We start from the raw sequence: 26,249 nt of genomic DNA, 5'->3' as shown, positions 1-26,249 counted from the left end.
TGGGGACAGAGTCAGCAGCGTATTAGTTGAATGCTTAATATCAGTCTGCTGAATTGTCAGCACTGTGTTTGCGAAGAGGATGCGAAATAAATGAACCCGGTTGATCGTCCACTATTAGATATTGGCTTAACGCGATTAGAATTCTTGCGTATATCAGGAAAAGGCCTCGCTGGTTTAACAATTGCCCCTGCGTTACTGTCACTTTTGGGTTGCAAACAGGAAGATATTGATAGCGGCACAGTAGGGTTGATAAATACACCCAAAGGGGTGCTGGTGACCCAACGTGCTCGATGCACGGGTTGCCACCGCTGTGAAATCTCTTGTACCAACTTCAACGATGGTTCAGTAGGGACATTCTTCTCCCGTATCAAAATCCATCGCAATTATTTCTTTGGCGACAACGGGGTTGGCTCTGGCGGCGGCCTGTATGGCGATCTCAACTATACCGCGGACACCTGCCGTCAATGCAAAGAGCCGCAATGCATGAACGTCTGCCCGATTGGTGCGATTACCTGGCAGCAGAAAGAAGGCTGTATTACCGTCGATCATAAACGTTGTATTGGCTGTAGCGCCTGTACTACGGCATGCCCGTGGATGATGGCCACCGTAAATACCGAAAGTAAAAAATCCTCGAAATGTGTGTTATGCGGTGAATGCGCATACGCCTGCCCAACAGGGGCGTTAAAAATTATCGAGTGGAAAGATATTACTGTGTGAATCTTGCAAAGGAAAAAATCATGGCTAACGGTTGGACAGGTAATATATTAAGAGTCAATCTTACGACAGGAAATATTACCCTCGAAGATTCCAGTAAGTTTAAAAGTTTTGTCGGTGGTATGGGCTTCGGCTACAAAATTATGTATGACGAAGTACCGCCAGGCACGAAACCTTTCGATGAAGCGAATAAATTAGTCTTTGCTACCGGCCCATTAACTGGATCTGGTGCCCCCTGCAGTTCTCGCGTAAATATCACCTCACTTTCTACTTTTACCAAAGGAAATTTAGTCGTCGATGCCCATATGGGGGGCTTTTTTGCAGCGCAAATGAAATTCGCCGGATACGACGTCATTATTATCGAAGGGAAAGCGAAATCACCGGTATGGCTGAATATTAAAGATGACAAAGTTAGCCTGGAAAAAGCCGATTTCTTATGGGGAAAAGGTACGCGCGCAACGACGGAAGAGATTTGTCGATTGACCAGCCCTGAAACCTGTGTGGCGGCTATTGGTCAGGCTGGGGAAAACCTTGTTCCTCTCTCTGGCATGTTGAATAGCCGTAACCACAGCGGTGGTGCAGGAACTGGCGCAATAATGGGTTCGAAAAACCTTAAAGCGATTGCGATTGAGGGGACGAAAGGGGTCAACATTGCCGATCGTCAGGAGATGAAGCGTCTCAACGATTACATGATGACTGAACTTATCGGTGCGAATAACAACCATGTCGTGCCAAGTACGCCGCAATCGTGGGCAGAGTATTCAGATCCCAAGTCACGTTGGACAGCACGTAAAGGGCTGTTTTGGGGCGCGGCTGAAGGTGGTCCGATTGAAACGGGGGAAATTCCGCCAGGCAATCAGAACACGGTCGGCTTTCGTACCTATAAATCCGTTTTTGACTTAGGTCCGGCGGCAGAGAAATACACAGTAAAAATGAGCGGCTGCCATTCTTGCCCGATCCGTTGTATGACCCAAATGAATATTCCTCGAGTGAAAGAGTTTGGCGTGCCTGGCACAGGTGGTAACACTTGTGTAGCAAACTTTGTCCATACCACCATCTTCCCAAACGGGCCGAAAGATTTTGAAGATAAAGACGATGGTCGTGTGATTGGTAACCTGGTTGGTCTGAATCTATTCGATGACTACGGCCTATGGTGTAACTATGGGCAGCTGCATCGCGACTTTACTTATTGTTACAGCAAAGGGGTGTTCAAGCGTGTTCTACCAGCTGAAGAGTATGCGGAAATTCGCTGGGATCAACTGGAAGCGGGTGACGTTAACTTCATTAAAGATTTTTACTACCGTCTGGCGCATCGTGTGGGTGAGCTGAGTCACCTGGCTGATGGTTCATATGCCATCGCAGAACGCTGGAATTTGGGTGAAGAGTACTGGGGCTACGCGAAAAATAAACTCTGGTCGCCATTTGGCTATCCGGTTCACCATGCCAATGAAGCGTCAGCGCAGGTCGGTTCCATTGTTAACTGTATGTTCAACCGTGACTGCATGACGCATACCCATATCAACTTTATTGGTTCCGGCTTGCCATTGAAACTGCAACGTGAAGTGGCGAAAGAACTTTTTGGTTCTGAAGATGCTTACGATGAAACCAAAAACTACACGCCAATCAATGACGCAAAAATTAAATATGCTAAGTGGTCGCTGTTGCGGGTCTGTTTGCATAATGCCGTCACCCTGTGCAACTGGGTCTGGCCAATGACCGTTTCGCCGCTGAAAAGCCGTAATTACCGGGGCGATCTGGCGCTTGAAGCCAAATTCTTCAAAGCGATCACTGGCGAAGAGATGACTCAGGAAAAATTAGATTTAGCTGCAGAGCGTATCTTTACGTTGCATCGCGCCTACACGGTAAAACTGATGCAAACCAAAGATATGCGTAATGAACACGATCTTATCTGTTCCTGGGTATTCGACAAGGATCCTCAGATCCCGGTCTTTACTGAAGGTACGGACAAAATGGACCGTGACGATATGCATGCTTCGCTCACGATGTTCTACAAAGAAATGGGCTGGGACCCACTGCTTGGTTGTCCGACCCGTGAAACATTGCAGCGTCTGGGGCTGGAAGATATTGCCGCCGATCTGGCAGCACACAATCTACTGCCTGCGTAAGGAATGGGTGAGATGAACCATCAGGATGAATTGCCGTTAGCGGAAGTCAGCGAAATTGACGAGGCGAAGCGGCAATGGTTGCAGGGGATGCGTCACCCCGTTGATACGGTAACCGAACCAGAACCTGCTGAAATCCTGGCAGAGTTCATTCGTCAGCATTCTGCTGCTGGGCAGCTGGTGGCGCGCGCCGTGTTTCTCTCGCCACCCTATTCGGTTGCAGAAGAGGAACTGTCAGTTTTGCTGGAAAGCATTAAGCAGAACGGAGACCACGCGGATATCGCTTGTTTGACGGGAAGCCAGGATGATTACTATTACTCAACGCAGGCCATGAGTGAAAACTACGCGGCGATGTCTTTGCAAGTTGTGGAGCAGGACATTTGTCGCGCCATTGCACACGCCGTTCGTTTTGAGTGCCAGACGTATCCTCGTCCTTACAAAGTCGCCATGCTGATGCAAGCGCCATATTACTTCCAGGAAGCGCAGATCGAAGCCGCGATCGCCGCGATGGATATTGCACCTGAATATGCTGATATACGGCAGGTGGAGTCATCGACGGCGGTGTTGTACTTGTTTAGCGAGCGATTTATGACCTATGGCAAGGCGTATGGCTTATGCGAATGGTTTGAGGTAGAGCAGTTTCAGAACCCCTGAAATTTCAGGGAGATGTCATGGATAGGGTGGACAGTTGCAGCCACTGCATTAGGGGATAATCAGATGTCCTTCACTCGACGCAAATTTGTTCTGGGGATGGGAACAGTAATCTTTTTTACTGGTTCTGCGTCTTCTCTGTTAGCGAACACGAGGCAAGAAAAGAAAGTTCGGTATGCCATGATTCATGACGAGTCACGGTGCAATGGCTGTAATATTTGCGCCCGCGCATGCCGTAAAACTAACCACGTCCCCGCTCAGGGAAGCCGTTTATCGATAGCACACATTCCAGTCACCGATAACGACAACGAAACGCAGTATCACTATTTTCGCCAGTCATGCCAGCACTGTGAAGATGCTCCTTGCATCGACGTATGCCCGACAGGGGCGTCGTGGCGTGATGAGCAGGGGATCGTGCGGGTAGAAAAATCGCAGTGCATCGGCTGCAGTTATTGCATTGGCGCTTGTCCTTACCAGGTTCGCTACCTTAACCCTGTCACTAAAGTGGCAGATAAATGTGATTTCTGCGCTGAGTCCCGACTGGCAAAAGGCTTTCCGCCCATTTGCGTCAGCGCCTGTCCGGAACATGCATTGATCTTTGGTCGCGAAGATAGCCCAGAAATTCAGGCGTGGTTGCAGGAAAATAAATACTATCAATATCAGCTACCTGGTGCCGGGAAACCGCATCTGTATCGCCGATTCGGTCAACATTTGATTAAAAAGGAAAATGTATGAACCCGTCGCAACATGCTGAACAGTTTCAGAGCCAGTTGGCGAACTATGTGCCACAATTCACTCCCGAATTTTGGCCGGTGTGGTTGATCATTGCCGGACTATTGCTGGTTGGGATGTGGTTGGTGCTGGGGCTGCATGCCTTGCTTCGTGCTCGTGGCGTGAAGAAATCAGCCACCGATCATGGTGAGAAGATTTATCTTTACAGCAAAGCGGTCAGATTATGGCACTGGTCGAATGCGTTACTCTTTGTATTGTTGCTGGCAAGTGGGCTGATAAATCACTTTGCGCTGGTGGGCGCAACTGCGGTTAAAAGTCTGGTTGCGTTGCATGAAGTTTGCGGATTTTTGTTACTGGCATGCTGGCTCGGCTTTGTTCTGATCAATGCCGTTGGGGGTAATGGTCACCACTATCGCATTCGTCGTCAGGGTTGGCTGGAGCGAGCGGCAAAACAAACGCGATTTTATTTGTTTGGCATTATGCAGGGGGAAGAACATCCTTTCCCGGCAACAACCCAGTCTAAATTTAATCCCTTACAGCAGGTTGCCTATATTGGTGTCATGTTTGGATTGCTGCCGTTGTTACTATTGACGGGGCTGCTGTGTCTCTATCCGCAAGCCGTGGGAGATGTGTTTCCTGGCGTAAGATACTGGTTATTGCAGGCGCATTTTGCTCTGGCATTTATAAGCCTCTTTTTTATCTTCGGTCATCTTTATCTTTGCACCACGGGGCGTACGCCACACGAAACCTTTAAAAGCATGGTCGATGGCTATCACCGGCACTAACGAATGATCATTACACGAGCAGGCCTGCGAGAATGGCGTATCGGAGCGGTGATGTATCGCTGGTTCCTGCGCCATTTCCCACGCGGCGGTAGTTATGCCGATATTCATCATGCACTGATTGAGGAAGGATATACGGACTGGGCGGAGAGTCTGGTTGAGTATGCGTGGAAAAAATGGCTGGCGGATGAAAACTTCGCGCATCAGGAAGTTTCTTCTATGCAAAAACTGGCCACAGATCCCGGAGAGAGAGCATTTTGCAGTCAGTTTGCCCGCAGCGACGATCACGCTCGCATCGGCTGTTGTGAGGATAATGCCAGAATCGCAACCGCTGGGTATGCCGCGCAAATTGCCAGTATGGGTTATAGCGTGCGGATTGGAAGTGTCGGCTTTAACAGTCACATTGGCAGCTCCGGTGAACGCGCACGGGTTGCTGTAACCGGTAATTCTTCGCGGATAAGCAGCGCTGGAGATAGTAGTCGGATTGCGAATACTGGAATGCGAGTACGCGTTTGTACATTGGGTGAACGATGTCATGTCGCCAGTAATGGTGACCTGGTGCAAATCGCCAGCTTTGGCGCAAACGCCAGAATTGCCAACAGCGGCGACAATGTACACATCATTGCCAGCGGTGAAAATTCAACGGTAGTGAGCACGGGCGTGGTCGACTCAATTATTCTCGGGCCAGGGGGAAGCGCCGCACTGGCATATCATGACGGCGAAAGAGTTCGCTTCGCCGTCGCCATTGAAGGTGAAAACAATATTCGAACCGGAGTCCGCTATCGTCTTAATGAACAGCATCAGTTTGTTGAGTGCTGATAGCTTTACCTTTAATCAAACGAAAGACGCCGACGAGCACGGGATGCAGGCTTTACGACCGCCCGAGCCATCGCCTCACCAATTTCTGCACATGCCGTAAGTCCCTGAACGAAAGGCTGGTCGTGCATCAACCAGGGCAACGCGCCGAACGCTACGCGTCCACGAATATCTTCGGGTTGCTGTAACGTATAATCTTCGCCAACATCAGGGATTTCATCCCCTGTTTTCTGTAATTGTTCGCGTAGTCCAGGGAAAGGAATATCTTTCACTTTAAGCGGACGCTGTCCGCGGGCATCAATAAAAACGTCAAACGAGTAGCTGTTGTCTTCCGTTTTCAGGACGGTGCGCGACTCATTAATTTCCATTTTGTAGTCTTCACCGAGGGCGAGAATATGAATGATTCCCGCTTCACGTAAGGCAAGTAGGCGACGAATAGACTCTGAAGGGATTGCCGCATAATTATCGATGAAAACCCTGGCAAGGCCTTTACTGAACCGTTTATGGTCGTGTTCATTCAGATGAGGAACAATTTCCTGTACGGCTTCATGCAGGCGCAGAATGACATAACGCCAGGGAACAGTATGTTTTTCTCGTTTATTGCGTTCGACTTCCTGGAGATTTTTTTCTGCCCAGTCAAATGGGTCGCGTTGTTTGCGCTCGGCAAACCAGGCTTGAGCAAAGGAATCAACATTCAGGCTCTCTAAGGCTATGCGTTGGCTCCAGTCTGGATCAGCAAACTTGATTTCCTCTACTATCAATCTAAATACCCGATCCAAAAGGCCCTCTTCGCCTTTTTGAATCTCAGCATTTAATGCCTGATCAGTGACGATGTGTAAGGGCTCGTAGGGAATAGGGCAATAGAAATCGGCTTCGGGTAAAATACCCGTGCGCGACATTAACGTAATATTTAGCTTTTCACTTGCGTTATCGCGGTGAAAAATGACGTGTTGTTTATCATCTTCAATGAACGAACCATGCTGAATAGCCACTGCCATTGCCGCATCTAGTCCGCTCAAGGATGTTCCCATAATACCCACGTTACACGCATCGACCTTTGCTTCCATCAGGCCTGACCACGGGCTGGGAAAATACGTTCTGGTTGCTTCTTCTTCATCAGGCCAGACGTGACCCGTCGCGATCACTGCTAAATCAAACGTCTCGCTGGGTAAATCCTGATTTGTAGCGAGCATGACGCCAGCATTTATAATTTGCAGATCGGTAACCTGGCATGATTCATAAACAGCCACTGCAAATTTTTGCTGTCGTGCCTGGTCTACTAATCGTAAAAATTGATCGCGGAAATATTCGCCCAGCAGAATTCGCGGTAAAAACTGACGATCGTGCAAGGTTTCTTTTTTAACGCCATAACGCTGGAGATGGCTGGCTTCTTGCTTTTGTAGCCATTCGAGATACGTACAATAAATCGGCGGTATTTCAATACTGGCAATATTTGCCAGCATCATTTTTGAGTTTTCCTCATCACTGTATGGCATCCCGACACCGGCTTCATCAGCCTGCTCGAAGATAGAAATAGAAAGTGGAGTTTGTTGCTGTAGAAGCGAGAATAAGGTGTAGATCCCCGTAGGCCCGGCACCCACAATAGCAATTTTTTTCATTGTTACTTACCTGTACGCATTCTTTCGAATTTAGTGTTATCAGATAAGTTTGGTTGAGATTTTTAGAATTTGAGAAATTTCAGACAGGGATGAAAAGGGCGCTAACCGCCCTTGATTAAATTCTGTCAGGCGAGTTTTGCCTGATTGATTTGACTAAGTGGCTCATTGACATCGAAAACTTTGGCGACAACTTCCTCAACGCCGAGATTTTTCAGTCGGGCAGTATGTTTTTCCAGATAGGCAAGGGCGCTTTTTTCATCAGTAAAAAGGTAGATCCCACCGGCTTCGTGGTTCTTTTCACTTTCTGTCCATACCTTCCACAGAAAACCAGGTTCCTGATTAATCGACTCAGCAAGCGGTTCAAGCTGCTCAACCATTGCGTCGCCAAATGGGCCATTAAAAGCAAAATGAAGTTGTAACAAAGTTGCCATAGCGATTCTCCTTCTGATAACGCATACGAAGACAGTGTAAATCTTTTAACGTATTGGATACAGAGAAGAAACAGAGGGAAAAAGGAGAAGACCAGATTAAGAAAATCTGGTGCGTCCGAGTGGACTCGAACCACCGACCCCCACCATGTCAAGGTGGTGCTCTAACCAACTGAGCTACGGACGCAGGATGGTGCGTTCAATTGGACTCGAACCAACGACCCCCACCATGTCAAGGTGGTGCTCTAACCAACTGAGCTATGAACGCAACGTTGTAGGTGACAACGGGGACGAATATTAGCGGCAGAGTGGGAAGGTGGCAAGAGGCAAAACGTAATTTTCTGCGCTATTTCGACCGTTTGCAGAGCTTTTAAGCAAATTGGCTATATTTTGTTGATTTGCAAGGGCGATTTTTATTCAGGATCGCATTTACATCAGATACAACCCAATAATCCGTGTATCAGAGTTTAAACAGAGTTGTTTGCCACCATCTCAAAATCTGTCGTGGATAAATCCTCCGTAGCCTTTACACTTAGGTAGCAATAAAGGCACACAGATGCAGCAAAGGAATAAATCATGGGATCTGATGCGAAAAACTTGATGAGCGACGGGAACGTGCAAATTGTTAAGACCGGCGAGGTCATTGGCGCGACGCAACTTACTGAAGGTGAGTTAATTGTTGAAGCTGGCGGAAGAGCCGAAAATACCGTGGTCACGGGGGCTGGCTGGTTGAAAGTGGCAACCGGTGGGATCGCCAAATGCACACAGTACGGCAACAATGGCACGCTATCGGTCAGCGACGGTGCCATTGCCACAGATATTGTTCAGTCCGAGGGAGGCGCAATTAGTCTCTCTACGCTCGCTACGGTTAATGGCCGCCATCCCGAAGGTGAATTCAGCGTTGATAAAGGTTATGCCTGCGGTTTGTTGCTGGAAAATGGCGGTAACCTGCGTGTACTGGAAGGCCATCGCGCGGAAAAAATTATTCTCGATCAAGAGGGTGGCCTGTTGGTCAATGGGACAACCTCAGCGGTCGTGGTAGATGAAGGTGGTGAATTGTTGGTGTATCCAGGTGGGGAAGCCAGCAATTGTGAGATTAATCAGGGCGGCGTTTTTATGCTGGCGGGGAAAGCCAGTGATACATTGCTTGCTGGTGGCACCATGAATAATCTCGGTGGTGAAGACTCTGACACTATTGTTGAGAATGGATCCACTTATCGTCTGGGGACGGATGGTCTTCAGCTCTACAGTTCCGGTAAGACGCAAAACCTGTCCGTTAATGTGGGTGGTCGGGCTGAAGTGCATGCCGGTACGCTGGAAAATGCGGTAATACAAGGTGGGACAGTCATCCTGTTGTCACCCACCAGCGCGGACGAAAATTTTGTCGTAGAGGAAGATCGCGCACCGGTTGAACTGACCGGTAGTGTTGCATTACTGGACGGCGCTTCAATGATTATTGGCTATGGCGCAGATCTGCAACAATCAACGATTACTGTACAGCAGGGCGGTGTATTGATTCTCGACGGCAGTATGGTAAAAGGTGACAGTGTCACTTTCAATGTTGGTAACATCAATCTAAATGGCGGAAAACTGTGGCTAATCACTGGTGCGGCAACGCATGTGCAACTGAAAGTGAAACGCCTGCGTGGAGAGGGAGCCATTTGCCTGCAAACCAGTGCGAAAGAAATTTCACCTGACTTCATCAATGTGAAAGGGGAAGTTACTGGTGATATACACGTTGAGATAACAGATGCCAGTCGGCAAACTCTGTGTAACGCACTGAAACTACAGCCAGACGAAGACGGGATTGGCGCAACGCTCCAGCCTGCGTAAAAACACAGGCGCAACCCGTGAAGTTTGCGCCTTGTCTTTACTAGCGAGCTGCTCGTTGCAGAATGATGGCTGACGGCAGACGTTGCAGGAACCGCATACGCAGCATCATCATAATGGCTGCCGACGTCAGGCCAATAATAAAGCCTATCCAGAAGCCTGCTGGCCCCATAGGTTCAACGACCAGATCGGTCAGTGCCAGAATATAGCCGCTTGGCAAGCCCAGCACCCAGTAAGCCGTAAAGGTGATATAGAAAATGGAACGCGTATCTTTATAACCACGCAAAATCCCACTGCCAATCACCTGGATAGAGTCAGAAATCTGATATACCGCCGCCAGCAACATCAAATGCGCAGCCAGCGTTACAACCTCGGGATTGTCGTTGTACAACAGGGCGATTTGCTCCCGCAGTGAAACCGTGAAAATGGCCGTCAGGGTTGCCATACAGACACCCACCATAAGCCCGGTCCGCGCAGCGGTTTGCGCATCCAGCGTTGAGCCCTGACCCAGACGATAACCTACGCGGATAGTTACCGCTGCCGCCAGCGACATTGGAAGCACAAACATCAGTGAACTAAAGTTCAGGGCAATCTGATGTCCTGCGACATCAACAATACCGAGCGGAGACACTAACAGAGCCACGACGGCAAACAGCGTTACTTCAAAGAACAGCGCCAGCGCAATTGGCAAACCGAGTTGAATCAGTCGTTTCATAACCGCAGGATCGGGCTTCGCGGTGCCTTTTTCGTTACGAATATCGCGCATGGAGCGGGCGCGTTTAATGTAAGAAACCATGGCAAGGAACATGACCCAATACACCGCCGCAGTAGCCACGCCACAACCAACGCCACCGAGCTCAGGCATACCGAAATGACCATAAATAAAGATATAGTTCACCGGAATGTTCACCAGCAGGCCGATAAAGCCCATTACCATACCCGGCTTGGTTTTTGCCAGACCTTCACATTGGTTACGGGCAACCTGGAAGAACAGATAGCCCGGCGCGCCCCACAACAACGCACGCAGATAACCCACGGCTTTGTCCGCCAGAGCCGGATCGATGTTTTCCATGGAGCGGATAATGTAACCTGCATTCCACAGCACCAGCATAATGAGAACGGAAACAAAACCCGCCAGCCAGAAACCTTGTCGCACCTGATGCGCAATGCGCTCACGTCGACCGGAACCATTTAATTGCGCGATAACCGGCGTTAATGCCAGCAGCAGTCCGTGACCAAAGAGGATCGCCGGAAGCCAGATAGAAGTACCGATAGCGACCGCCGCCATGTCGGTGGCACTATAGCCGCCCGCCATCACGGTATCGACAAAACCCATCGCAGTTTGGGCGATTTGCGCGAGAATCACCGGGATTGCTAATGCTAATAACAGACGCGCTTCACTGATATACTTCTGCACGTGAACACCTTTTATTTGTAGTTATATGAGAGACTAAAAAGCCGCCTGAATGGGCAGCAAAAAGAAGAAGCAGGGGAAATTCAGTCTATTGTAGCGAGGATTTATTAATTCTCCAGTGAAAAAATAGTCATTCTTACCCCTTCACTGGTAAGGGCGTTTTCCACCTGCTATTGTGCTGAACAGAATGTCTTAACTGATTTCAGGAGTTGTAAGTATGTTTACGGGGATTGTACAGGGCACCGCAAAACTGGTGTCGATTGACGAGAAACCAAATTTTCGCACACATGTGGTGGAGTTACCCGACCACATGCTGGACGGTCTGGAAACCGGTGCTTCCGTGGCGCATAACGGTTGCTGCCTGACCGTGACGGAAATTAACGGCAACCATGTCAGTTTTGACCTGATGAAAGAAACGTTACGCATTACCAATCTTGGCGATTTAAAAGTGGGGGATTGGGTAAACGTTGAGCGTGCGGCGAAATTCAGTGATGAAATTGGCGGACACTTAATGTCAGGTCATATTATGACCACCGCTGAAGTGGCGAAAATATTAACCTCGGAAAATAATCGCCAGATCTGGTTTAAAGTCCAGGATAGTCAGTTGATGAAATATATTCTGTACAAAGGATTTATTGGCATCGACGGTATTAGCCTGACCGTCGGTGAAGTCACGCCAACGCGTTTTTGCGTCCATTTAATTCCGGAAACACTGGAACGCACGACTCTTGGGAAGAAAAAACTTGGCGCACGCGTCAACATTGAAATCGATCCACAAACTCAGGCAGTGGTAGATACGGTAGAACGAGTGCTGGCGGCACGAGAAAATGCCATGAATCAACCAGGTACAGAAGCCTGATCTGAAATCGCCCCCGGAGAGGGGGCGATAGAATAGCCTTTAGCGAGCCACTCGAAGGCCGTTTTCAACACCGCGTGAGAACACGACCTGCCAGAGCTGAATATCACGGGCGCGGAAAGCACCCGCACAGGCATTCAGATAATAGGTAAACATCCGTTTAAAGCGTTCACTGTAGTTATCCGCAATTTCTGGCCATGCGGCGAGGAATCGTTCATACCACGCCATCAACGTAGTATCGTAATCAGCACCGAAGTTATGCCAGTCTTCCATCACAAAGTGGGGTTCGCTGGACTGAGCAATCTGGCGTACAGAGGGCAGGCAACCGTTCGGAAAAATATATTTATTAATCCAGGGATCAACATTCAGATCGGTTTTTTTCGAACCGATAGTATGGAGCAGGAATATGCCTTCCGGTTTCAAATTACGATCCACCACCGCAAAATAGGTATCGTAATTTTTCGGTCCGACGTGCTCGAACATCCCCACAGAAACAATACGATCAAACTGGTCGTTCAGGTCACGATAATCTTGCAGCAAAATGGTGACATCCAGGCCTTCGCAGCGTTCCTGAGCCATTTTTTGCTGTTCGGCAGAAATGGTGACGCCAACCACGCTTACGTCATAATTAGATGCCATGTAGTGCGCCAGTCCGCCCCAGCCGCAGCCAATATCCAGTACGCGCATCCCTGGTTTTAACTGCAATTTTTCACAAATCATTTTGAGCTTCGCCTGCTGGGCAGATTCCAGATTATCGGCATCTTTCCAGTAAGCGCAGGAATATTGCATGAAGGGATCAAGCATGCGGCTGAACAAGTCATTACCCAAATCGTAATGCTCTTTGCCGACTATCCAGGCACGTTTTTTACTCTGCAGATTGAAGAGACGAGCGCCGGCAATACGCAGCGTGTCTTTGAAATGATGGGGGAGTTGGTTCTCGAGACCTGCGCGTAAGACTTTGCTAAAAAACATATCCAGTCGGTCACATTCCCACCAGCCATCCATATAACTTTCGCCTAACCCCAACGATCCTTCCTGCAGAACGCGTTTAAAAAAATCGGGGTTTTTCACATGAATATCCGCCGGGGCAGAACCGTTAATGGCTATACCGGCACGGCTAAGTAATTCGTTGGCGATACGGTACCAGTTGTCATCCGGTACACTGACTTCTTCTATACACGATGAACTCATAGTTTCTCCATCACTGGTCGGTGATCAGAACCTTAAAACAGCGTAGACGCTTTTTGGGCTTTGTGAGAAATCTCGCAGAAAAAACCGCGAGTCTATAATCCGACGTAGAACAGAGGGAAAGGAGGAACCCTTGCCGAAATGACCATTCATAGCGAGTCGGGAACGATCCTGTCCCCGTAAAAACATAATATTTATCGTAGCTTTAACAACTCGAAATTAGTATAGGCCGCTAATTTCAATCATACAACAAAATTTTGTTAGCAGCCTAAGTATAAGCATATCGATATAGATCAGTGTGATTCGCTATGAGCGACTTCGGCATTGCCATGATTCTGGCAGTCTACTTCTTCACAACGTTGCATCATGTAACCCAGAGCAACCAGCACTACTGTTGATAACATCACGCTGGTGGTGGTGAGCAATGGCGTGCTGATACTGATAAGCCAGGAAACTACCAGACTTGCGAGGAAGCACAGACCCAGTTGTAGAGTGTTCTGCAACGCTGCGGCGCGACCAGTTGCATGTGGGAAGGGACGCAGCGCCTGGGCGACAACAATCGGGTAGATCGCGCCATTGGCAATCGCCATCACACAGAATGGGATCAGGATTTCGACTAGCGACACATGGCTAATGAAGCCCGCAGCCCAGGTCGCAATGACGCTGACAGCAAACAGTACCAGCAACCACGGTAATAACTGCTTGCCTTGCCATTTCTGCAGTGCGGCGCGACAGCCATAACCACCAATCAGAAACGCGATAGTTTGCGGGACATAACTTAAACCAATAACTGCCGGGCTGTAGCCCATTTCACTAAGGATGAACGGTGAGCCGGTCAGCCATGCAAAAAAACTGGCTGAACAGGCCGCATATATCAGCACGTTGCCGCGATAGGTTTTAGAACGTAGCAGGTCGGTAAAGGTCAGACCATCCTGACTATTGTTACGGGCCTTCGTCGTGGGTTTGAGCCAGAAAATAGGCAGAATCAGCACCACGGTAATGGCAAACAGGGTGGCGAAAATCGCCTGCCAGGAAAAATGGACCAGCAGCCAGCTTCCTAACAGAGGAGCCAGTGCCGGAGATAGACCCACCAGCGGCATGATGGTCGCAAAAATACGGTTAACTTTCTGTGAAGGATAATAATCCGTCACTAACGCTTGCCAGATAACCGCCGCGGCGCAGACACCCACAGCCTGTACAAAACGCAATACCAGCAGCGTAGCGGCGTTTTCTACCCACAGCATCCCCAGACTACCTAACGCAAAAATTGTCAGGCCGATTAATAATACCGGTTTACGACCATAACGGTCGGAGAGCGGCCCCCACAGAAGCTGGGCTGCGGCAAAACCGGCAAGGAACAGACTAAGGCTGGCACTGACAGCAGACGCAGGCGTTTGCAGGTCGGCCTGTATGGCGGCGAAAGCAGGCAGATACATATCGGTTGCCAGAAAACCGAGTACGCTCAAACCCGCCAGCCAGACTAAAAATCTTTTCCCAGGTTGCATGTATATTCTCTAAATCTCTCAATTAAACACCGCCGCAAAGTGTAGGGAGTGAAATTAGTGTTGTGAAACGGTAATATTTGATGACTGGTTTCAAAAATTTTGCAGGCAGACTATGTGGTCAGAATATTCACTCGAAGTTGTTGATGCGGTAGCGCGTAATGGTAGTTTTAGCGCTGCGGCACAGGAGTTGCATCGCGTTCCTTCTGCGGTCAGCTATACCGTGCGTCAGCTGGAAGAGTGGCTGGCGGTGCCGCTGTTTGAACGACGTCACCGTGATGTGGAACTGACCGCTGCCGGGGCGTGGTTTCTCAAAGAAGGGCGCTCTGTTGTCAAAAAAATGCAGATCACCCGGCAGCAATGTCAGCAGATAGCGAACGGCTGGCGCGGTCAGTTAGCTATCGCAGTGGATAATATTGTCAGGCCAGAACGTACACGGCAGATGATCGTTGATTTTTATCGCCATTTTGATGATGTCGAACTTCTTGTCTTTCAGGAAGTGTTCAACGGTGTCTGGGATGCGCTTTCCGACGGGCGCGTGGAACTGGCGATTGGCGCAACACGCGCGATTCCGGTAGGCGGTCGTTATGCCTTCCGGGATATGGGGATGCTAAGCTGGAGTTGCGTTGTTGCCAGTCACCACCCGCTGGCGTTGATGGATGGCCCGTTCAGCGATGATACGTTGCGCAACTGGCCGTCGTTGGTGCGCGAAGACACCTCGCGAACGCTACCTAAACGTATTACCTGGTTGCTGGATAACCAAAAAAGACTTGTCGTGCCTGACTGGGAATCATCGGCAACCTGTATCTCGGCAGGATTATGCATAGGGATGGTGCCAACACATTTCGCCAAACCGTGGCTTAATGAGGGTAAGTGGGTAGCACTAGAACTGGAAAACCCCTTCCCGGATTCGGCATGTTGTCTGACATGGCAGCAAAATGATATGTCGCCTGCGTTAACCTGGTTGCTTGAGTATCTCGGCGATAGTGAGACGCTGAATAAGGAGTGGCTGCGGGAGCCGGAAGAGACTCCCGCAACGGGTGATTAACGACGATAGTCGCGGAACGGGCCGTCAGCCACGGAGCGGCGTTCAATCAACCGCGGATGCACTTCAATGGATTGCGGTTCTTCGCGTTTATTGACGATACGATCCAACAGCATGTTGAACGCCGTTTCGCCCAGCGAATCTTTTGGCTGATGGATCGTGGTCAGCGCCGGCGTAAAATAGCGGGCGTTGCGCACGTTATCATACCCGATCAGCGAAACATCCTGCGGGACACGCAGACCCATTTCATCAGCAGCACAAAGTGCGCCCATTGCCATGATATCGCCACCACAGAAGACGGCAGTAGGGCGATGCGGCTGCGACAGGATTTGCTGCATGGCGCGATAACCAGATTCGGGTTCAAAGTCACCCTGCACAATCCAGCTTTCCGGCACCTTGATCATCGCTTCTTCCATCGCCTTCATAAAACCGGCAAGGCGGCCTGCGCCGGTGTTACGTTCCAGCGGGCCAGGGATAACGCCGATTTCGCGGTGACCGCGTTCAATCAGATAACGCCCGGCCATGTAGCCGCCTTCGAACGCGTTATCAATGACCGCATCGGTGAAGTCAGCTTTTGCTTCACCCCAGTCCATCACCACCATTGGGATATGGCGATACTCTTCCAGCATCGCCAGCAACGGCTCTGGGTACTCAGAACACATCACCAGCAGACCATCGACGCGTTTTTGCGCCATCATCGACAGATAAGCCCGCTGTTTCTCAAGATTGTTCCACGCATTGCCCAGAATCAGGGTGTAACCTTTCTGGAAGCAATTTTTTTCAACCGCTTCAATGATCTCGGCAAAATAGGCCGCTTCGCTGCTGGTCGCCAGCAAACCGATAGACTTGGTGTGGTTAACCTTCAGACTACGCGCCACCGCGCTAGGGGAGTAGTGTAATTCTTTGATCGCTGCCCACACGGCGTTGCGCGTTTCTTCAGCGACGAAACGTGTTTTGTTGATCACGTGTGACACAGTTGTAGTGGAAACGTTTGCTCGTTTCGCTACATCTTTTATTGTTGCCATTCCATTTCACTCCAGACCCTAACTTCAGCTCCTGCAAAATCGCAAGGTAAACGTTTGCCTTTACACACCTTACGCACAACAAAAGTGTTGCGGTACGCCGGAAAAACGACACGGAGCGTCAGGAAGGGGTCAATGGCCAGTACGCAAATAGTGTAAGCGTGGAATTTTGGCCGATCTTGACGAAAAGGGGAAGTGGTAAAAACACTTATCATTATAAATGACGGGAGATTTTTTCATCACAGTGTGTAAAAATGCGTAATATCACTTTTTGTGTGGTAATAAAAAAGGAGAAAACTTGATGAGCACCGACCTTAAATTTTCACTGGTAACAACGATTATCGTCCTCGGTTTGATCGTGGCCGTGGGTTTGACTGCCGCGCTGCACTGATTTCCTCTCGAGGGAGCGCGTTCTCCCTCGCATCTCCTTCCTGTTTGTTAGCAAAATGGCAAAAGTGTTTTCTCTTTTTGTTATTTTCATTTTTTTGTGATTGCTGTCATGCTTTCGCCACTTTAATGAATATCGCGTAATGACGCGAAGAGGTGGAGATAAGGCATGAAAATTAACTATCCGTTGCTGGCGCTGGCGATTGGCGCGTTTGGTATCGGGACAACGGAGTTCTCGCCAATGGGCTTATTGCCCGTCATTGCGCGCGGTGTGGATGTCTCGATTCCCGCTGCCGGAATGTTAATCAGTGCCTATGCAGTTGGCGTAATGGTGGGCGCGCCGCTGATGACGCTTCTACTTTCTCATCGTGCCCGCCGCAGTGCGTTGATTTTCCTGATGGCGATTTTCACGCTCGGCAACGTACTTTCCGCCATCGCGCCGGATTATATGACTCTCATGCTTTCACGCATTTTGACCAGCCTGAATCACGGAGCATTTTTTGGTTTGGGTTCAGTTGTGGCCGCAAGCGTGGTGCCAAAACATAAACAGGCCAGCGCAGTTGCCACTATGTTTATGGGGTTAACCCTGGCAAATATCGGTGGCGTTCCGGCAGCGACCTGGTTGGGCGAAACCATCGGCTGGCGGATGTCATTTCTGGCAACGGCGGGGCTGGGCGTGATTTCAATGGTAAGTCTGTTCTTCTCATTACCTAAAGGTGGCGCAGGGGCGCGACCTGAAGTGAAAAAAGAGCTGGCGGTATTAATGCGTCCGCAGGTGCTGTCTGCATTGCTGACGACGGTACTGGGAGCTGGTGCAATGTTTACCCTCTACACCTATATCTCTCCGGTACTGCAAAGCATTACCCACGCAACGCCGGTGTTCGTCACGGCAATGCTGGTGCTGATTGGTGTCGGATTCTCTATCGGTAACTATCTCGGCGGCAAACTGGCAGATCGTTCAGTTAACGGCACGTTGAAAGGCTTTTTGTTGCTGCTGATGGTGATTATGCTGGCAATCCCGTTCCTGGCCCGCAATGAGTTCGGCGCAGCTATTAGCATGGTGGTGTGGGGAGCTGCAACCTTTGCGGTCGTACCGCCGTTACAGATGCGCGTGATGCGTGTCGCCAGTGAAGCGCCAGGTCTGTCTTCATCAGTCAATATTGGTGCCTTTAATCTTGGAAATGCTCTGGGAGCAGCTGCTGGTGGTGCGGTAATTTCCGCTGGGCTGGGATACAGTTTTGTGCCGGTGATGGGGGCGATTGTCGCGGGACTGGCATTATTGCTGGTGTTTATGTCAGCCAGAAAACAACCTGAAACAGTTTGCGTTGCCAACAGCTAATTAAATAAAAACGCAGAAGGATAACCTTCTGCGTTACAGTTGCTGGCAACGTGCGATTTATCTTGCCGGATGCAGTGTTAACGCTTCATCCGAGTTGGTATGGTAAGCGAAGCGCATCAGGCAATGTTGCATTTGCCATCAGTTATTATGCAGCGAGATTTTTCGCTACGAATTCCCAGTTCACCAGCGCCCAGAAGTGCTCCAGATAGCCAGGACGTGCATTGCGATAGTCGATGTAATAAGCGTGTTCCCAGACATCAACGGTCAGCAGCGGAGTTGCATCGGTGGTCAGTGGAGTACCCGCGTTAGAGGTTGAAACGATAGCCAGTTTGCCATCGCTGTTTTTCACCAGCCAGGTCCAGCCAGAACCAAAGTTTTTGATCGCTGCATCAGTAAACTGAGCTTTGAAATCGGCAAAGCTGCCAAAAGATGCGGCGATAGCTTCAGCGACTTTTCCAGTCGGTTCGCCACCCGCGTTCGGTGCCAGGCAGTTCCAGTAGAAAGTATGGTTCCAGACCTGAGCTGCGTTGTTGAATACACCACCTTCAGAGCTGCGAATAATCTCTTCCAGTGATTTACCTTCAAACGCGGTACCTTTGATCAGGTTGTTCAGGTTAGTGACATAAGTCTGATGATGCTTGCCGTAGTGATACTCGATGGTTTCCGCAGAAATGTGCGGTGCCAGAGCATCTTTAGCATATGGTAGTGCAGGTAATTCGAATGACATTGCTACTCTCCTTTATTATTAATTTGCATACGTACAATAGCCTTATTGTGCGTATGGATAGGGTAGCAAATTAAAAGGTGAGACAAAAGATGAACTTACCCTGTTGCCGTAACAACAGGGTAAAGTTTTAGCGAAGTGTTTTTGGGGTCATTACCCGACGAGCGCCAACATAGTGGCGCTGCCAGTAGTCTTCACTGAGAGAAGTGATTTGAATTTCCTGACCCGTGCGCGGTGACTGAATAAATTTGCCGTTGCCGACATACACGCCGACATGATCGGCTGTACCGCGTCCCTGAGTACGGAAAAAGACCAGGTCGCCGTTTTTCAGTTCACTACGTTCGATTGGCGCTGCATCGCGCAGGTGATACATTTCATTCGCCGTACGCGGAATACGAATTTTCACCAAATCTTTATAAGCGTAATAAACCAGGCCGCTGCAATCAAAACCGGTACGCGGTGAGCTGCCACCCCAACGATATGGCTTACCAATTTGCTGCATCAGTTTATTCATTGCCACTTTCGTGGCTTTTTGCACCTTCGCTTTGTGCGCGTCGGCAAGAGTTCCTGACGCGGCATTTTTGACTTTCACACAATGCGATTTATAGCCCTTACGTTTGGTACACTTTTCGGTAAAGCTGGCTGAGGCCGTTTTATTGACGGCGTGTTTGCTGCGAGTTTTGGCGTTTTTAGAAGCGGTAATGGAAGATTTTTTAACGGAAGAAGCGGTTTTGCTTTTGATCGTACTTTTACTGGCGGCTTTTTTCGCTGTTTTCTGGCTGGCTTTCTGGGTCTTTTTGGTGGTTGCCGTGCTTTTCTTTTTATCTGCTTTTTTGGTGATATGAGTAGTAGCAGAACTCTCCCTGGCTTGCTTTGAAGCATGGGCCATAGGCGTTAAAGGCAGGGTGGTAAAAAGTAAAGCACAGAGCGTGATCGAAATACGGTTTATCCGCGCCACTGAGCGTCCCTCTGTTAAGGCAGGTCTATCATGCCTGCGTCTGATTTACAAAACTTGATGATTCTAATGCATAGAAGAAGAGAAAGTTAATAGCTTTTATTGTTAAAAAATACGTTTCGTCGGCGAGCGCAAAAAAATGCAGCAGTGAAAGCTAAAAATGGTCATAAATACGCCAGTTTGCCTTGCGTCAGGGAAGAAACGAATATTTGAAATGCAACAAATAGAGCAAAGGGATAAAATAGCAAAAGCGTGATGAAAATGTTATTTTCCGATGCCGCACTGACCCGCTACAATGTCAGATTACTGCCGTAAAGAAGTTTGAGGAAGCAAGACAATGAGCACCACTATCGAAAAAATCCAACGCCAGATTGCTGAAAACCCGATCCTGCTGTACATGAAAGGTTCACCGAAACTGCCGAGCTGCGGTTTCTCTGCCCAGGCAGTCCAGGCGCTTGCCGCATGTGGCGAACGTTTTGCCTATGTTGATATTCTGCAGAATCCGGACATTCGTGCGGAACTGCCGAAATATGCTAACTGGCCGACCTTCCCGCAACTGTGGGTTGACGGCGAGCTGGTCGGCGGTTGTGATATCGTGATCGAAATGTATCAGCGTGGCGAACTGCAGCAGCTGATCAAAGAAACTGCCGCTAAATACAAGTCTGAAGAGCCGGACGCGGAATAATCCGTCCTGCAGTACTGACGGATGCGAACGGGCATCCGTCAGTTCTTTATCTATCCCCAATCCAGCCCTTGTGGCGAACTTGAAAATCCCGCCTCACGCAGCAGCGTAAACATCGGCGTTTGCCGGACCGGTAGATCATTCACTTCTGTTAGCGTAAAGCGCAGCCGTGGTTCGCGACGCAGTGCGGTGGTCAGCGCCTGGAAAATCTCTGGGGCGAGTAATTCATCTTTTTCCTGCCAGACCAGCATTTTTTTGCCGCCTTGCGCCAGATAGAGTAACAATTTGCCGCCAGAAACGACCACCAGCGCACCCGCCCGACGCGTTGGAACCAGCGTTGCCGGATGTGCAGGCCAGGGCAGAAGATTTCCCCACACATTAGCCGGATCGTTGGCGGAGAGCGCCACTGGTGTATAGTGGCGCGTTTGCGTGGCTTGTGTCGCCAGATCGCGCAATCGGTCAATAGTCAGACGTTCAGCGAATTGCGCACCCCCCAGACCTTCTACAAAACGACCTCGCATAATTCGCCCGGAGTCTTCCATACTTCGACAAAGCGTTTGCATCGATGGAAACCCGCCAGGGATATTTTCGGCTATCACCGCCTGACGACTGATGATGCCGTAGCGGTCGAGCATATTTTCCGCCAGCGCCAGCATCCTTTCGGTATCGTTTAGTGGCTCCACCTGCAATAACGACCAGCGTCCAGCAAGATTTGGTGTGTTGTAAGATACCCGCGGCGAGACGGGTTGTGCATAGACAGGACGCCCACGACGAGCCCGGTGACTGCGGCGAGTTGAGGTGCGTGCGTTGGAACTGCTGCGGGTGAGAGCGCGTAACGGTGCCCAAATATCGCTGGTGATGACGCCTTGCCAGACCAGCGCCCATAACGCCTCTTGCAGTGCCGAGGGATCAACCGATTCGCCGATTTTATCGCGTATCCGTTGGCTGATTTGTTGTGCAAACCAGGCTCCTCCGTCAGCCAGAACAGCGATTATCGCTTGCTGCAGCGCCGAACGATTCGCCTGATCCGCTTCGGCGGAAGTGAACGATTCTGCGGCATATTCCTGTAGATGCAGTGCCACCAGACCGTCATCTTCACCCAGCTTTTTTTGCCCCGACCAGATAACCGCACCGGTTGCCAGTAATTCATCGAGCATTTCTGGCGAATAGTCGCGTACGCGGGCAGGCAGGATCTGGCTTTCCCAGAGTGAGGCGGGTAAACCGACTCCGGCAAGCTGTTCGATCACCCGCATGACGCCATCCACGCCCTCATAAACGCCTGGTGATGTTGAGGCAAAGAGTGCCGGGCTACCATCGGTGGCGGGTAATACGCCCTGACGTTCCAGCAGCAATCGCGCATAGGTCGTGGCCGCAACGGGACGTGTCGCTTCTCTGGCGGCTTGCAGCGAGCGCAAACGCAGACGACGAAATACTTCATCGCTCACCCAGATGTCTTGTTGCAGATTCATCACCAGCCCCTGTTCGCGCAGTTGCTGAAGTTGCTCTTCGACAATGGCAATACCGAGACTAAACTCATGAGCCAGTTGTTCAGACGTGACCAGAGCATGAGCCCGGAGATAGCGCAGAAAGAGGTCGCGAAGCGGGTAACTGACTCGGTGCAAATAAATCTCTGGCAGTGACTCTGGTAGTCGTACGCCGAGGGCATCGCGCAGCCTGGCGGCATCATCCATACAGGCAAGACGCTCCTGCCCGCTAATCATCGTCGGGAAGATTCGTTTTACTGCAAGAAGATTTTCCAGATACGACGCAATCTCTCCACTGCTGCCTGTATGCCGTTGCGCCAGGTCTTCAACGGTCATTGGCCCCAGTTCGCGCAGCAGGTCGAACAATCCTTCTTCACCTTTCGCTCTTCTGCCAGGAGCCAGTCGTTGCAACTCTTCTTCCACCTGGCGAATGACCTGTGGGTCGAGTAATTCCCCCGGATCGACCTGTCCGAGTAGATTGCGCAGTAACTCGCTGTCCAGCGACAGTACGGATGCCCGGCGCTCTGCCAGCGGGGCGTCGCTCTGGTACATAAATTCCGCGACATAGCCGAACAATAAACTGGCAGCGAAAGGCGAAGGCGTAGTGGTCGTTACATCGGATATTTGAATTTCGCCACCGTTCAGGCGACGCATCAAACGTTCCAGCGCGGGAAGATCATAAACATCTTGCAGACATTCGCGTAGGGTTTCGAGAATGACCGGAAAATCTGGATATCCCTGAGCGATTTCCAGCAACTGACTGGCGCGCAGCCGTTGTTGCCAGAGCGGGGTGCGATGGCCCGGCGTGCGGCCCGGCATTAATAATGCCCGCGCGGCGCATTCGCGAAAACGGGCGGCGAAAAGTGCCGAGCTGCCTACCGCCTCGCGGACAATTTGCAGCAACTTTTCTGGTTCAAACAAAAAAATCGCGGCATCGGGCAATTTACCATCGGTGTCAGGAATGCGCGCAACAATGCCGTCATCACTGGCAACCACAGACGCGTCAGCGCCCCATAGTGCATGTATTCGCCCGGCAATCGCCAGCGCCCAGGGTTCATGCACCCGTCTTCCATAGGGAGAGTGCAAAATAATACGCCAGTCACCAATTTCATCACGGCACCGTTCGAGGACCAGATGACGACTCCCCGGAACGATGCCCGTCGCGTTGCGCTGCTCGTCAATCAACCCCTGAATATTGGCGATCGTATTTTCTTCTGCCAACCACGGGGGAATAGTCCCGGAAAAGAACGCGCCATCCGCCAGTAAATGGAGAAAATCGCCGATCATCTCGCCTAATTCTGCCGGACGTCCGTTACCTTCACCACGCCAGAAGGGGAGCCGGGCAGAACGACCCGGAGCAGGAGTCACAATCACCTGATCGCGGGTGATTTGCTGGATCCGCCATGAGGTAGCGCCGAGAGTGATAATGTCGTTCACCCGCGACTCATATACCATCTCCTCATCCAGTTCACCCACCCGCCGCGAACCGGCCTGTTCTTCACCTTCGGGTAATAACACGCTATACATGCCACGATCCGGAATGGTGCCACCGCTGGTAACCGCCAACAGCTGAGCGCCAGGTCGGGCGGTCAATATCCCGGTCTCCCGGTTCCAGACCAGTTTGGGGCGAAAAGCAGAAAAATCGCCAGAGGGATAGCGCCCGGAAAGCATATCCAGCGTGGCGTCAAAAACACGTCTTGGCAGATCTTTCCACGGTGCGGCACGGCGTACGCGGGAGTACCATTCGTCTACCTGTAATGCATCCATCGCCGCGGCGGCAACGGTTTGCTGCGCAAGGACGTCGAGTGGATTATGCGGTGGTGTCAGGTTTTCCAGCCTGCCTGCGAACATACACTCTACAATGACTGCGGAATCGACTAAGTCACGCCGGGTTCGGGGGAAAAACAGCCCTTTGGAGATACCTCCTACCTGGTGTCCGGCACGTCCAATGCGTTGTAACCCACTGGCAACAGAAAGCGGCGTTGCCACCTGAATCACCAGATCCACCGCGCCCATATCAATCCCCAGTTCGAGACTGGAGGTTGCGACCACACAGCGTAATTCACCCGATTTCAGCGCCTGTTCGGTGATTGCTCGTTGTTCTTTAGAGACGGAGCCGTGGTGTGAGCGGGCAATAAAAATGTCGCTACTTTGTACACGGTTAGAGGTTGCGCCGGAGGTCGACTCGAAATGGGCCGCATCAACGGCGATAGACGGGGAACGCTGTAAGCGTGCGGCGTAAAGCTCATTTAATCGTGCCGTCAGTTTTTCCGCCAGTCCCCGCGAATTAGTAAAGACAATGGTCGAGCGATGGCGCAACACTTCATCAAGGATACCCGTTTCAATATATGGCCAGATGGAGCCTTCCCGGCCAGCATGGCTGTCTTCGCCAGTGCCGCTGGCGACCGATGAGACATCATCCATATTGGCGACCGGTACGACAATCCGTATCTGCGGATGGCGCATTGCGGGCGGGTTGACTACCGTAACCGGGCGATCGCCGCCAAGAAATGCTGCCACATCGCTGGCTGAACGCACAGTGGCAGAAAGGCCAATTCGCTGTGCTGAGGTGTGGAGCAGCGCATCGAGCCGCTCCAGACTTAACGCCAGATGCGCACCACGTTTACTGCCTGCTACCGCGTGGACTTCATCAATAATTACCGTTTCGACGCCGCGTAGCGTTTCGCGCGCGCGGGAGGTCAGCATCAGATAGAGTGATTCGGGTGTGGTGATCAGAATATCCGGCGGATTACGGGTGAGTTTGCTGCGTTCCTGTGCAGGCGTATCGCCAGTACGGATCCCCACGCGAAGATTGACTTCCGTTTCGCCGCGCCGCCGCCGTTCATCGGCAATACCCTGTAACGGGATCTGCAAGTTGCGCTGAACGTCGGTGCCAAGGGCTTTTATCGGTGAAATATAGAGGATGCGTGAGGTTTTACGTTTATGCGCCTCGCGGGTATCTTCGCCGCCTTCGCGGAAGAGCTGATCGAGGGCGTAGAGAAATGCTGCCAGCGTTTTCCCGGAGCCAGTCGGTGCAATCACCAGCGCATGTTCGCCTCGCGCCGCCACATGCCAGGTTTGCGACTGGACAGCGGTCGGCTGTTTAAAGGCGCGAAGAAACCAGTCGCGGGTTGCCGGTGAAAACACGTCCGGCAGGGGCGATGAAAGGTTTGGATTATCTGCCATTAACGCTATTCCCCGTGAATATCATGCATGATGCGTGGAATAGCCTCACTATAGATGCCTGAATCATTGCATGTCATCAGGCATCGACTCGATTACACTTCTTCGGCGGCAGGTAGCGGCCAACCTCCCAGACGTTTCCAGCGGTTGACGATTTCACAAAACAGCACAGCAGTGCGTTCGGTGTCGTACAGCGCGGAGTGCGCCTGGGTGCTGTCGAAGTCCATGCCAGCGGTCTGGCAAGCCTTTGACAATACGGTTTGTCCGAGTGCCAGCCCGGCCAGTGCAGCAGTGTCAAAAGTGGCGAAAGGGTGGAACGGGTTACGTTTCAGTGAGGCGCGTTCTGCGGCGGCCATCATAAAGCTGTGATCGAAATTGGCGTTGTGCGCCACCATAATGGCGCGGTTACAACCGCTCGCTTTAATACCTTTACGCACAACTTTAAAAATTTCGTGCAGCGCCTCGTATTCGCTGACCGCGCCGCGATCGGGATCGTTCGGGTCAATGCCGTTGAAGGCGAGGGCCTCTGGCTGCAAATTTGCGCCGACAAATGGTTCGACGTGGAAATGTAATGTGGTGTCCGGCATCAGCCAGCCTTGTTCATCCATTTTCAGGGTGATGGCGGCAATCTCAAGCAGCGCATCGGTTTTGGCGTTAAATCCGGCTGTTTCAACATCGATCACAACAGGATAAAAACCACGAAAACGGTCGCACAGACCGGTAAGTTGAGCGTTATCGGACATCTGATTCTCTTAATACGGATAAATTGCAGC

22 protein-coding genes and 2 tRNA genes are annotated in these 26,249 nt (G+C 50.8%); 12 read left to right on the top strand and 12 right to left on the bottom strand.

Annotation, left to right across the window (positions count from 1 at the left end):
* Window positions 1-90 precede the first annotated feature (90 nt).
* From G434_RS20725 to ydhT, 6 genes are all read left to right on the top strand, one after another.
* The gene (locus G434_RS20725) at window positions 91-717 is read left to right on the top strand and encodes a ferredoxin-like protein (protein ID WP_001070234.1); all 627 of its coding nucleotides are present in this window, start codon (window positions 91-93) and stop codon (window positions 715-717) included.
* 20 nt (window positions 718-737) lie between these two features.
* A complete protein-coding gene (locus G434_RS20730; protein WP_001273554.1) occupies window positions 738-2,840 on the top strand; it encodes an aldehyde ferredoxin oxidoreductase in 2,103 nt (700 codons plus the stop codon).
* A gap of 12 nt (window positions 2,841-2,852) precedes the next feature.
* The gene (locus G434_RS20735; RefSeq protein WP_001376879.1) at window positions 2,853-3,491 is read left to right on the top strand and encodes a YdhW family putative oxidoreductase system protein; all 639 of its coding nucleotides are present in this window, start codon (window positions 2,853-2,855) and stop codon (window positions 3,489-3,491) included.
* A gap of 63 nt (window positions 3,492-3,554) precedes the next feature.
* Window positions 3,555-4,223: a 4Fe-4S dicluster domain-containing protein gene (locus tag G434_RS20740; protein ID WP_001309532.1), complete on the top strand. Its 669-nt coding sequence runs from the start codon at window positions 3,555-3,557 to the stop codon at window positions 4,221-4,223.
* On the top strand, window positions 4,220-5,005 hold the full coding sequence (gene phsC, locus G434_RS20745) for a thiosulfate reductase cytochrome B subunit (protein WP_001069969.1): 786 nt from the start codon (window positions 4,220-4,222) through the stop codon (window positions 5,003-5,005). Before G434_RS20740 ends, phsC begins: the two co-directional genes overlap by 4 nt.
* Before the next feature lie 3 nt (window positions 5,006-5,008).
* The gene (gene ydhT / locus G434_RS20750; RefSeq protein ID WP_000587604.1) at window positions 5,009-5,821 is read left to right on the top strand and encodes a protein YdhT; all 813 of its coding nucleotides are present in this window, start codon (window positions 5,009-5,011) and stop codon (window positions 5,819-5,821) included.
* An 11-nt stretch (window positions 5,822-5,832) separates the two neighbouring features.
* On the opposite strand, the gene G434_RS20755 is transcribed toward ydhT, so the two are convergent.
* The 4 genes from G434_RS20755 to G434_RS20770 form a co-directional block, all read right to left on the bottom strand.
* A complete protein-coding gene (locus G434_RS20755) occupies window positions 5,833-7,437 on the bottom strand; it encodes an FAD-NAD(P)-binding protein (protein ID WP_000716942.1) in 1,605 nt (534 codons plus the stop codon).
* Window positions 7,438-7,562: 125 nt separating this feature from the next.
* Window positions 7,563-7,868, bottom strand: a complete 306-nt coding sequence (locus G434_RS20760; protein ID WP_000212668.1) for a monooxygenase — start codon at window positions 7,866-7,868, stop codon at window positions 7,563-7,565.
* 107 nt (window positions 7,869-7,975) lie between these two features.
* Window positions 7,976-8,052, bottom strand: a tRNA-Val gene (locus tag G434_RS20765).
* A 4-nt stretch (window positions 8,053-8,056) separates the two neighbouring features.
* Window positions 8,057-8,133: transfer RNA gene (locus G434_RS20770), tRNA-Val, on the bottom strand.
* 308 nt (window positions 8,134-8,441) lie between these two features.
* On the opposite strand from G434_RS20770, the gene G434_RS20775 reads away from it, so the two are divergent.
* Window positions 8,442-9,698: an AIDA repeat-containing protein gene (locus G434_RS20775; RefSeq protein WP_000534275.1), complete on the top strand. Its 1,257-nt coding sequence runs from the start codon at window positions 8,442-8,444 to the stop codon at window positions 9,696-9,698.
* Between the two features lie 40 nt (window positions 9,699-9,738).
* On the opposite strand, the gene mdtK is transcribed toward G434_RS20775, so the two are convergent.
* Window positions 9,739-11,112 carry a multidrug efflux MATE transporter MdtK gene (gene mdtK / locus G434_RS20780; protein ID WP_001174939.1) on the bottom strand — a complete coding sequence of 458 codons (1,374 nt, stop codon included), beginning with the start codon at window positions 11,110-11,112 and terminating at the stop codon, window positions 9,739-9,741.
* Window positions 11,113-11,326: 214 nt separating this feature from the next.
* Between mdtK and ribE the strand changes: the two genes are divergently transcribed.
* Window positions 11,327-11,968, top strand: a complete 642-nt coding sequence (gene ribE / locus G434_RS20785; protein WP_000493947.1) for a riboflavin synthase — start codon at window positions 11,327-11,329, stop codon at window positions 11,966-11,968.
* A 39-nt stretch (window positions 11,969-12,007) separates the two neighbouring features.
* Here ribE and cfa read toward each other — a convergent pair whose 3' ends face one another.
* A complete protein-coding gene (gene cfa / locus G434_RS20790) occupies window positions 12,008-13,156 on the bottom strand; it encodes a cyclopropane fatty acyl phospholipid synthase (RefSeq protein WP_000098886.1) in 1,149 nt (382 codons plus the stop codon).
* A gap of 290 nt (window positions 13,157-13,446) precedes the next feature.
* Entirely contained in the window at window positions 13,447-14,658 is a 1,212-nt protein-coding gene (punC, locus tag G434_RS20795; RefSeq protein ID WP_001182362.1) for a purine nucleoside transporter PunC, read from the bottom strand.
* A 112-nt stretch (window positions 14,659-14,770) separates the two neighbouring features.
* Between punC and punR the strand changes: the two genes are divergently transcribed.
* A complete protein-coding gene (punR, locus tag G434_RS20800; protein WP_000269493.1) occupies window positions 14,771-15,703 on the top strand; it encodes a DNA-binding transcriptional activator PunR in 933 nt (310 codons plus the stop codon).
* Here the strand turns inward: punR and purR are convergent.
* Window positions 15,700-16,725 (bottom strand): HTH-type transcriptional repressor PurR, encoded by a 1,026-nt coding sequence (purR, locus tag G434_RS20805; protein WP_000190982.1) that lies wholly within the window; start codon window positions 16,723-16,725, stop codon window positions 15,700-15,702. The genes punR and purR overlap by 4 nt on opposite strands.
* A gap of 298 nt (window positions 16,726-17,023) precedes the next feature.
* Here purR and cydH point away from each other — a divergent pair, with 298 nt between their 5' ends.
* Window positions 17,024-17,113, top strand: coding sequence for a cytochrome bd-I accessory subunit CydH (gene cydH / locus G434_RS20810; RefSeq protein WP_000102278.1), 90 nt, complete (start codon window positions 17,024-17,026; stop codon window positions 17,111-17,113).
* A gap of 165 nt (window positions 17,114-17,278) precedes the next feature.
* Entirely contained in the window at window positions 17,279-18,448 is a 1,170-nt protein-coding gene (locus tag G434_RS20815) for an MFS transporter (RefSeq protein WP_000701040.1), read from the top strand.
* A gap of 145 nt (window positions 18,449-18,593) precedes the next feature.
* On the opposite strand, the gene sodB is transcribed toward G434_RS20815, so the two are convergent.
* Both sodB and mepH read right to left on the bottom strand, forming a co-directional pair.
* Window positions 18,594-19,175, bottom strand: coding sequence for a superoxide dismutase [Fe] (gene sodB, locus G434_RS20820; protein WP_000007283.1), 582 nt, complete (start codon window positions 19,173-19,175; stop codon window positions 18,594-18,596).
* Window positions 19,176-19,302: 127 nt separating this feature from the next.
* The gene (gene mepH / locus G434_RS20825) at window positions 19,303-20,130 is read right to left on the bottom strand and encodes a peptidoglycan DD-endopeptidase MepH (protein ID WP_000101181.1); all 828 of its coding nucleotides are present in this window, start codon (window positions 20,128-20,130) and stop codon (window positions 19,303-19,305) included.
* A gap of 334 nt (window positions 20,131-20,464) precedes the next feature.
* Between mepH and grxD the strand changes: the two genes are divergently transcribed.
* Window positions 20,465-20,812 carry a monothiol glutaredoxin 4 gene (gene grxD / locus G434_RS20830; protein ID WP_000108172.1) on the top strand — a complete coding sequence of 116 codons (348 nt, stop codon included), beginning with the start codon at window positions 20,465-20,467 and terminating at the stop codon, window positions 20,810-20,812.
* Window positions 20,813-20,862: 50 nt separating this feature from the next.
* Here the strand turns inward: grxD and G434_RS20835 are convergent, their stop codons facing one another.
* Window positions 20,863-25,479 (bottom strand): ATP-dependent helicase, encoded by a 4,617-nt coding sequence (locus G434_RS20835; protein WP_001310034.1) that lies wholly within the window; start codon window positions 25,477-25,479, stop codon window positions 20,863-20,865.
* 92 nt (window positions 25,480-25,571) lie between these two features.
* Entirely contained in the window at window positions 25,572-26,219 is a 648-nt protein-coding gene (gene rnt, locus G434_RS20840; RefSeq protein ID WP_001282281.1) for a ribonuclease T, read from the bottom strand.
* Window positions 26,220-26,249 lie beyond the last annotated feature (30 nt).

This window comes from Escherichia sp. KTE172 (assembly GCF_000408845.1).
In the GTDB taxonomy this organism is placed as follows: domain Bacteria; phylum Pseudomonadota; class Gammaproteobacteria; order Enterobacterales; family Enterobacteriaceae; genus Escherichia; species Escherichia coli.
The sequence above is the reverse complement of the archived record's forward strand: the minus strand, read 5'-3'. Positions and strand labels throughout refer to the sequence as shown.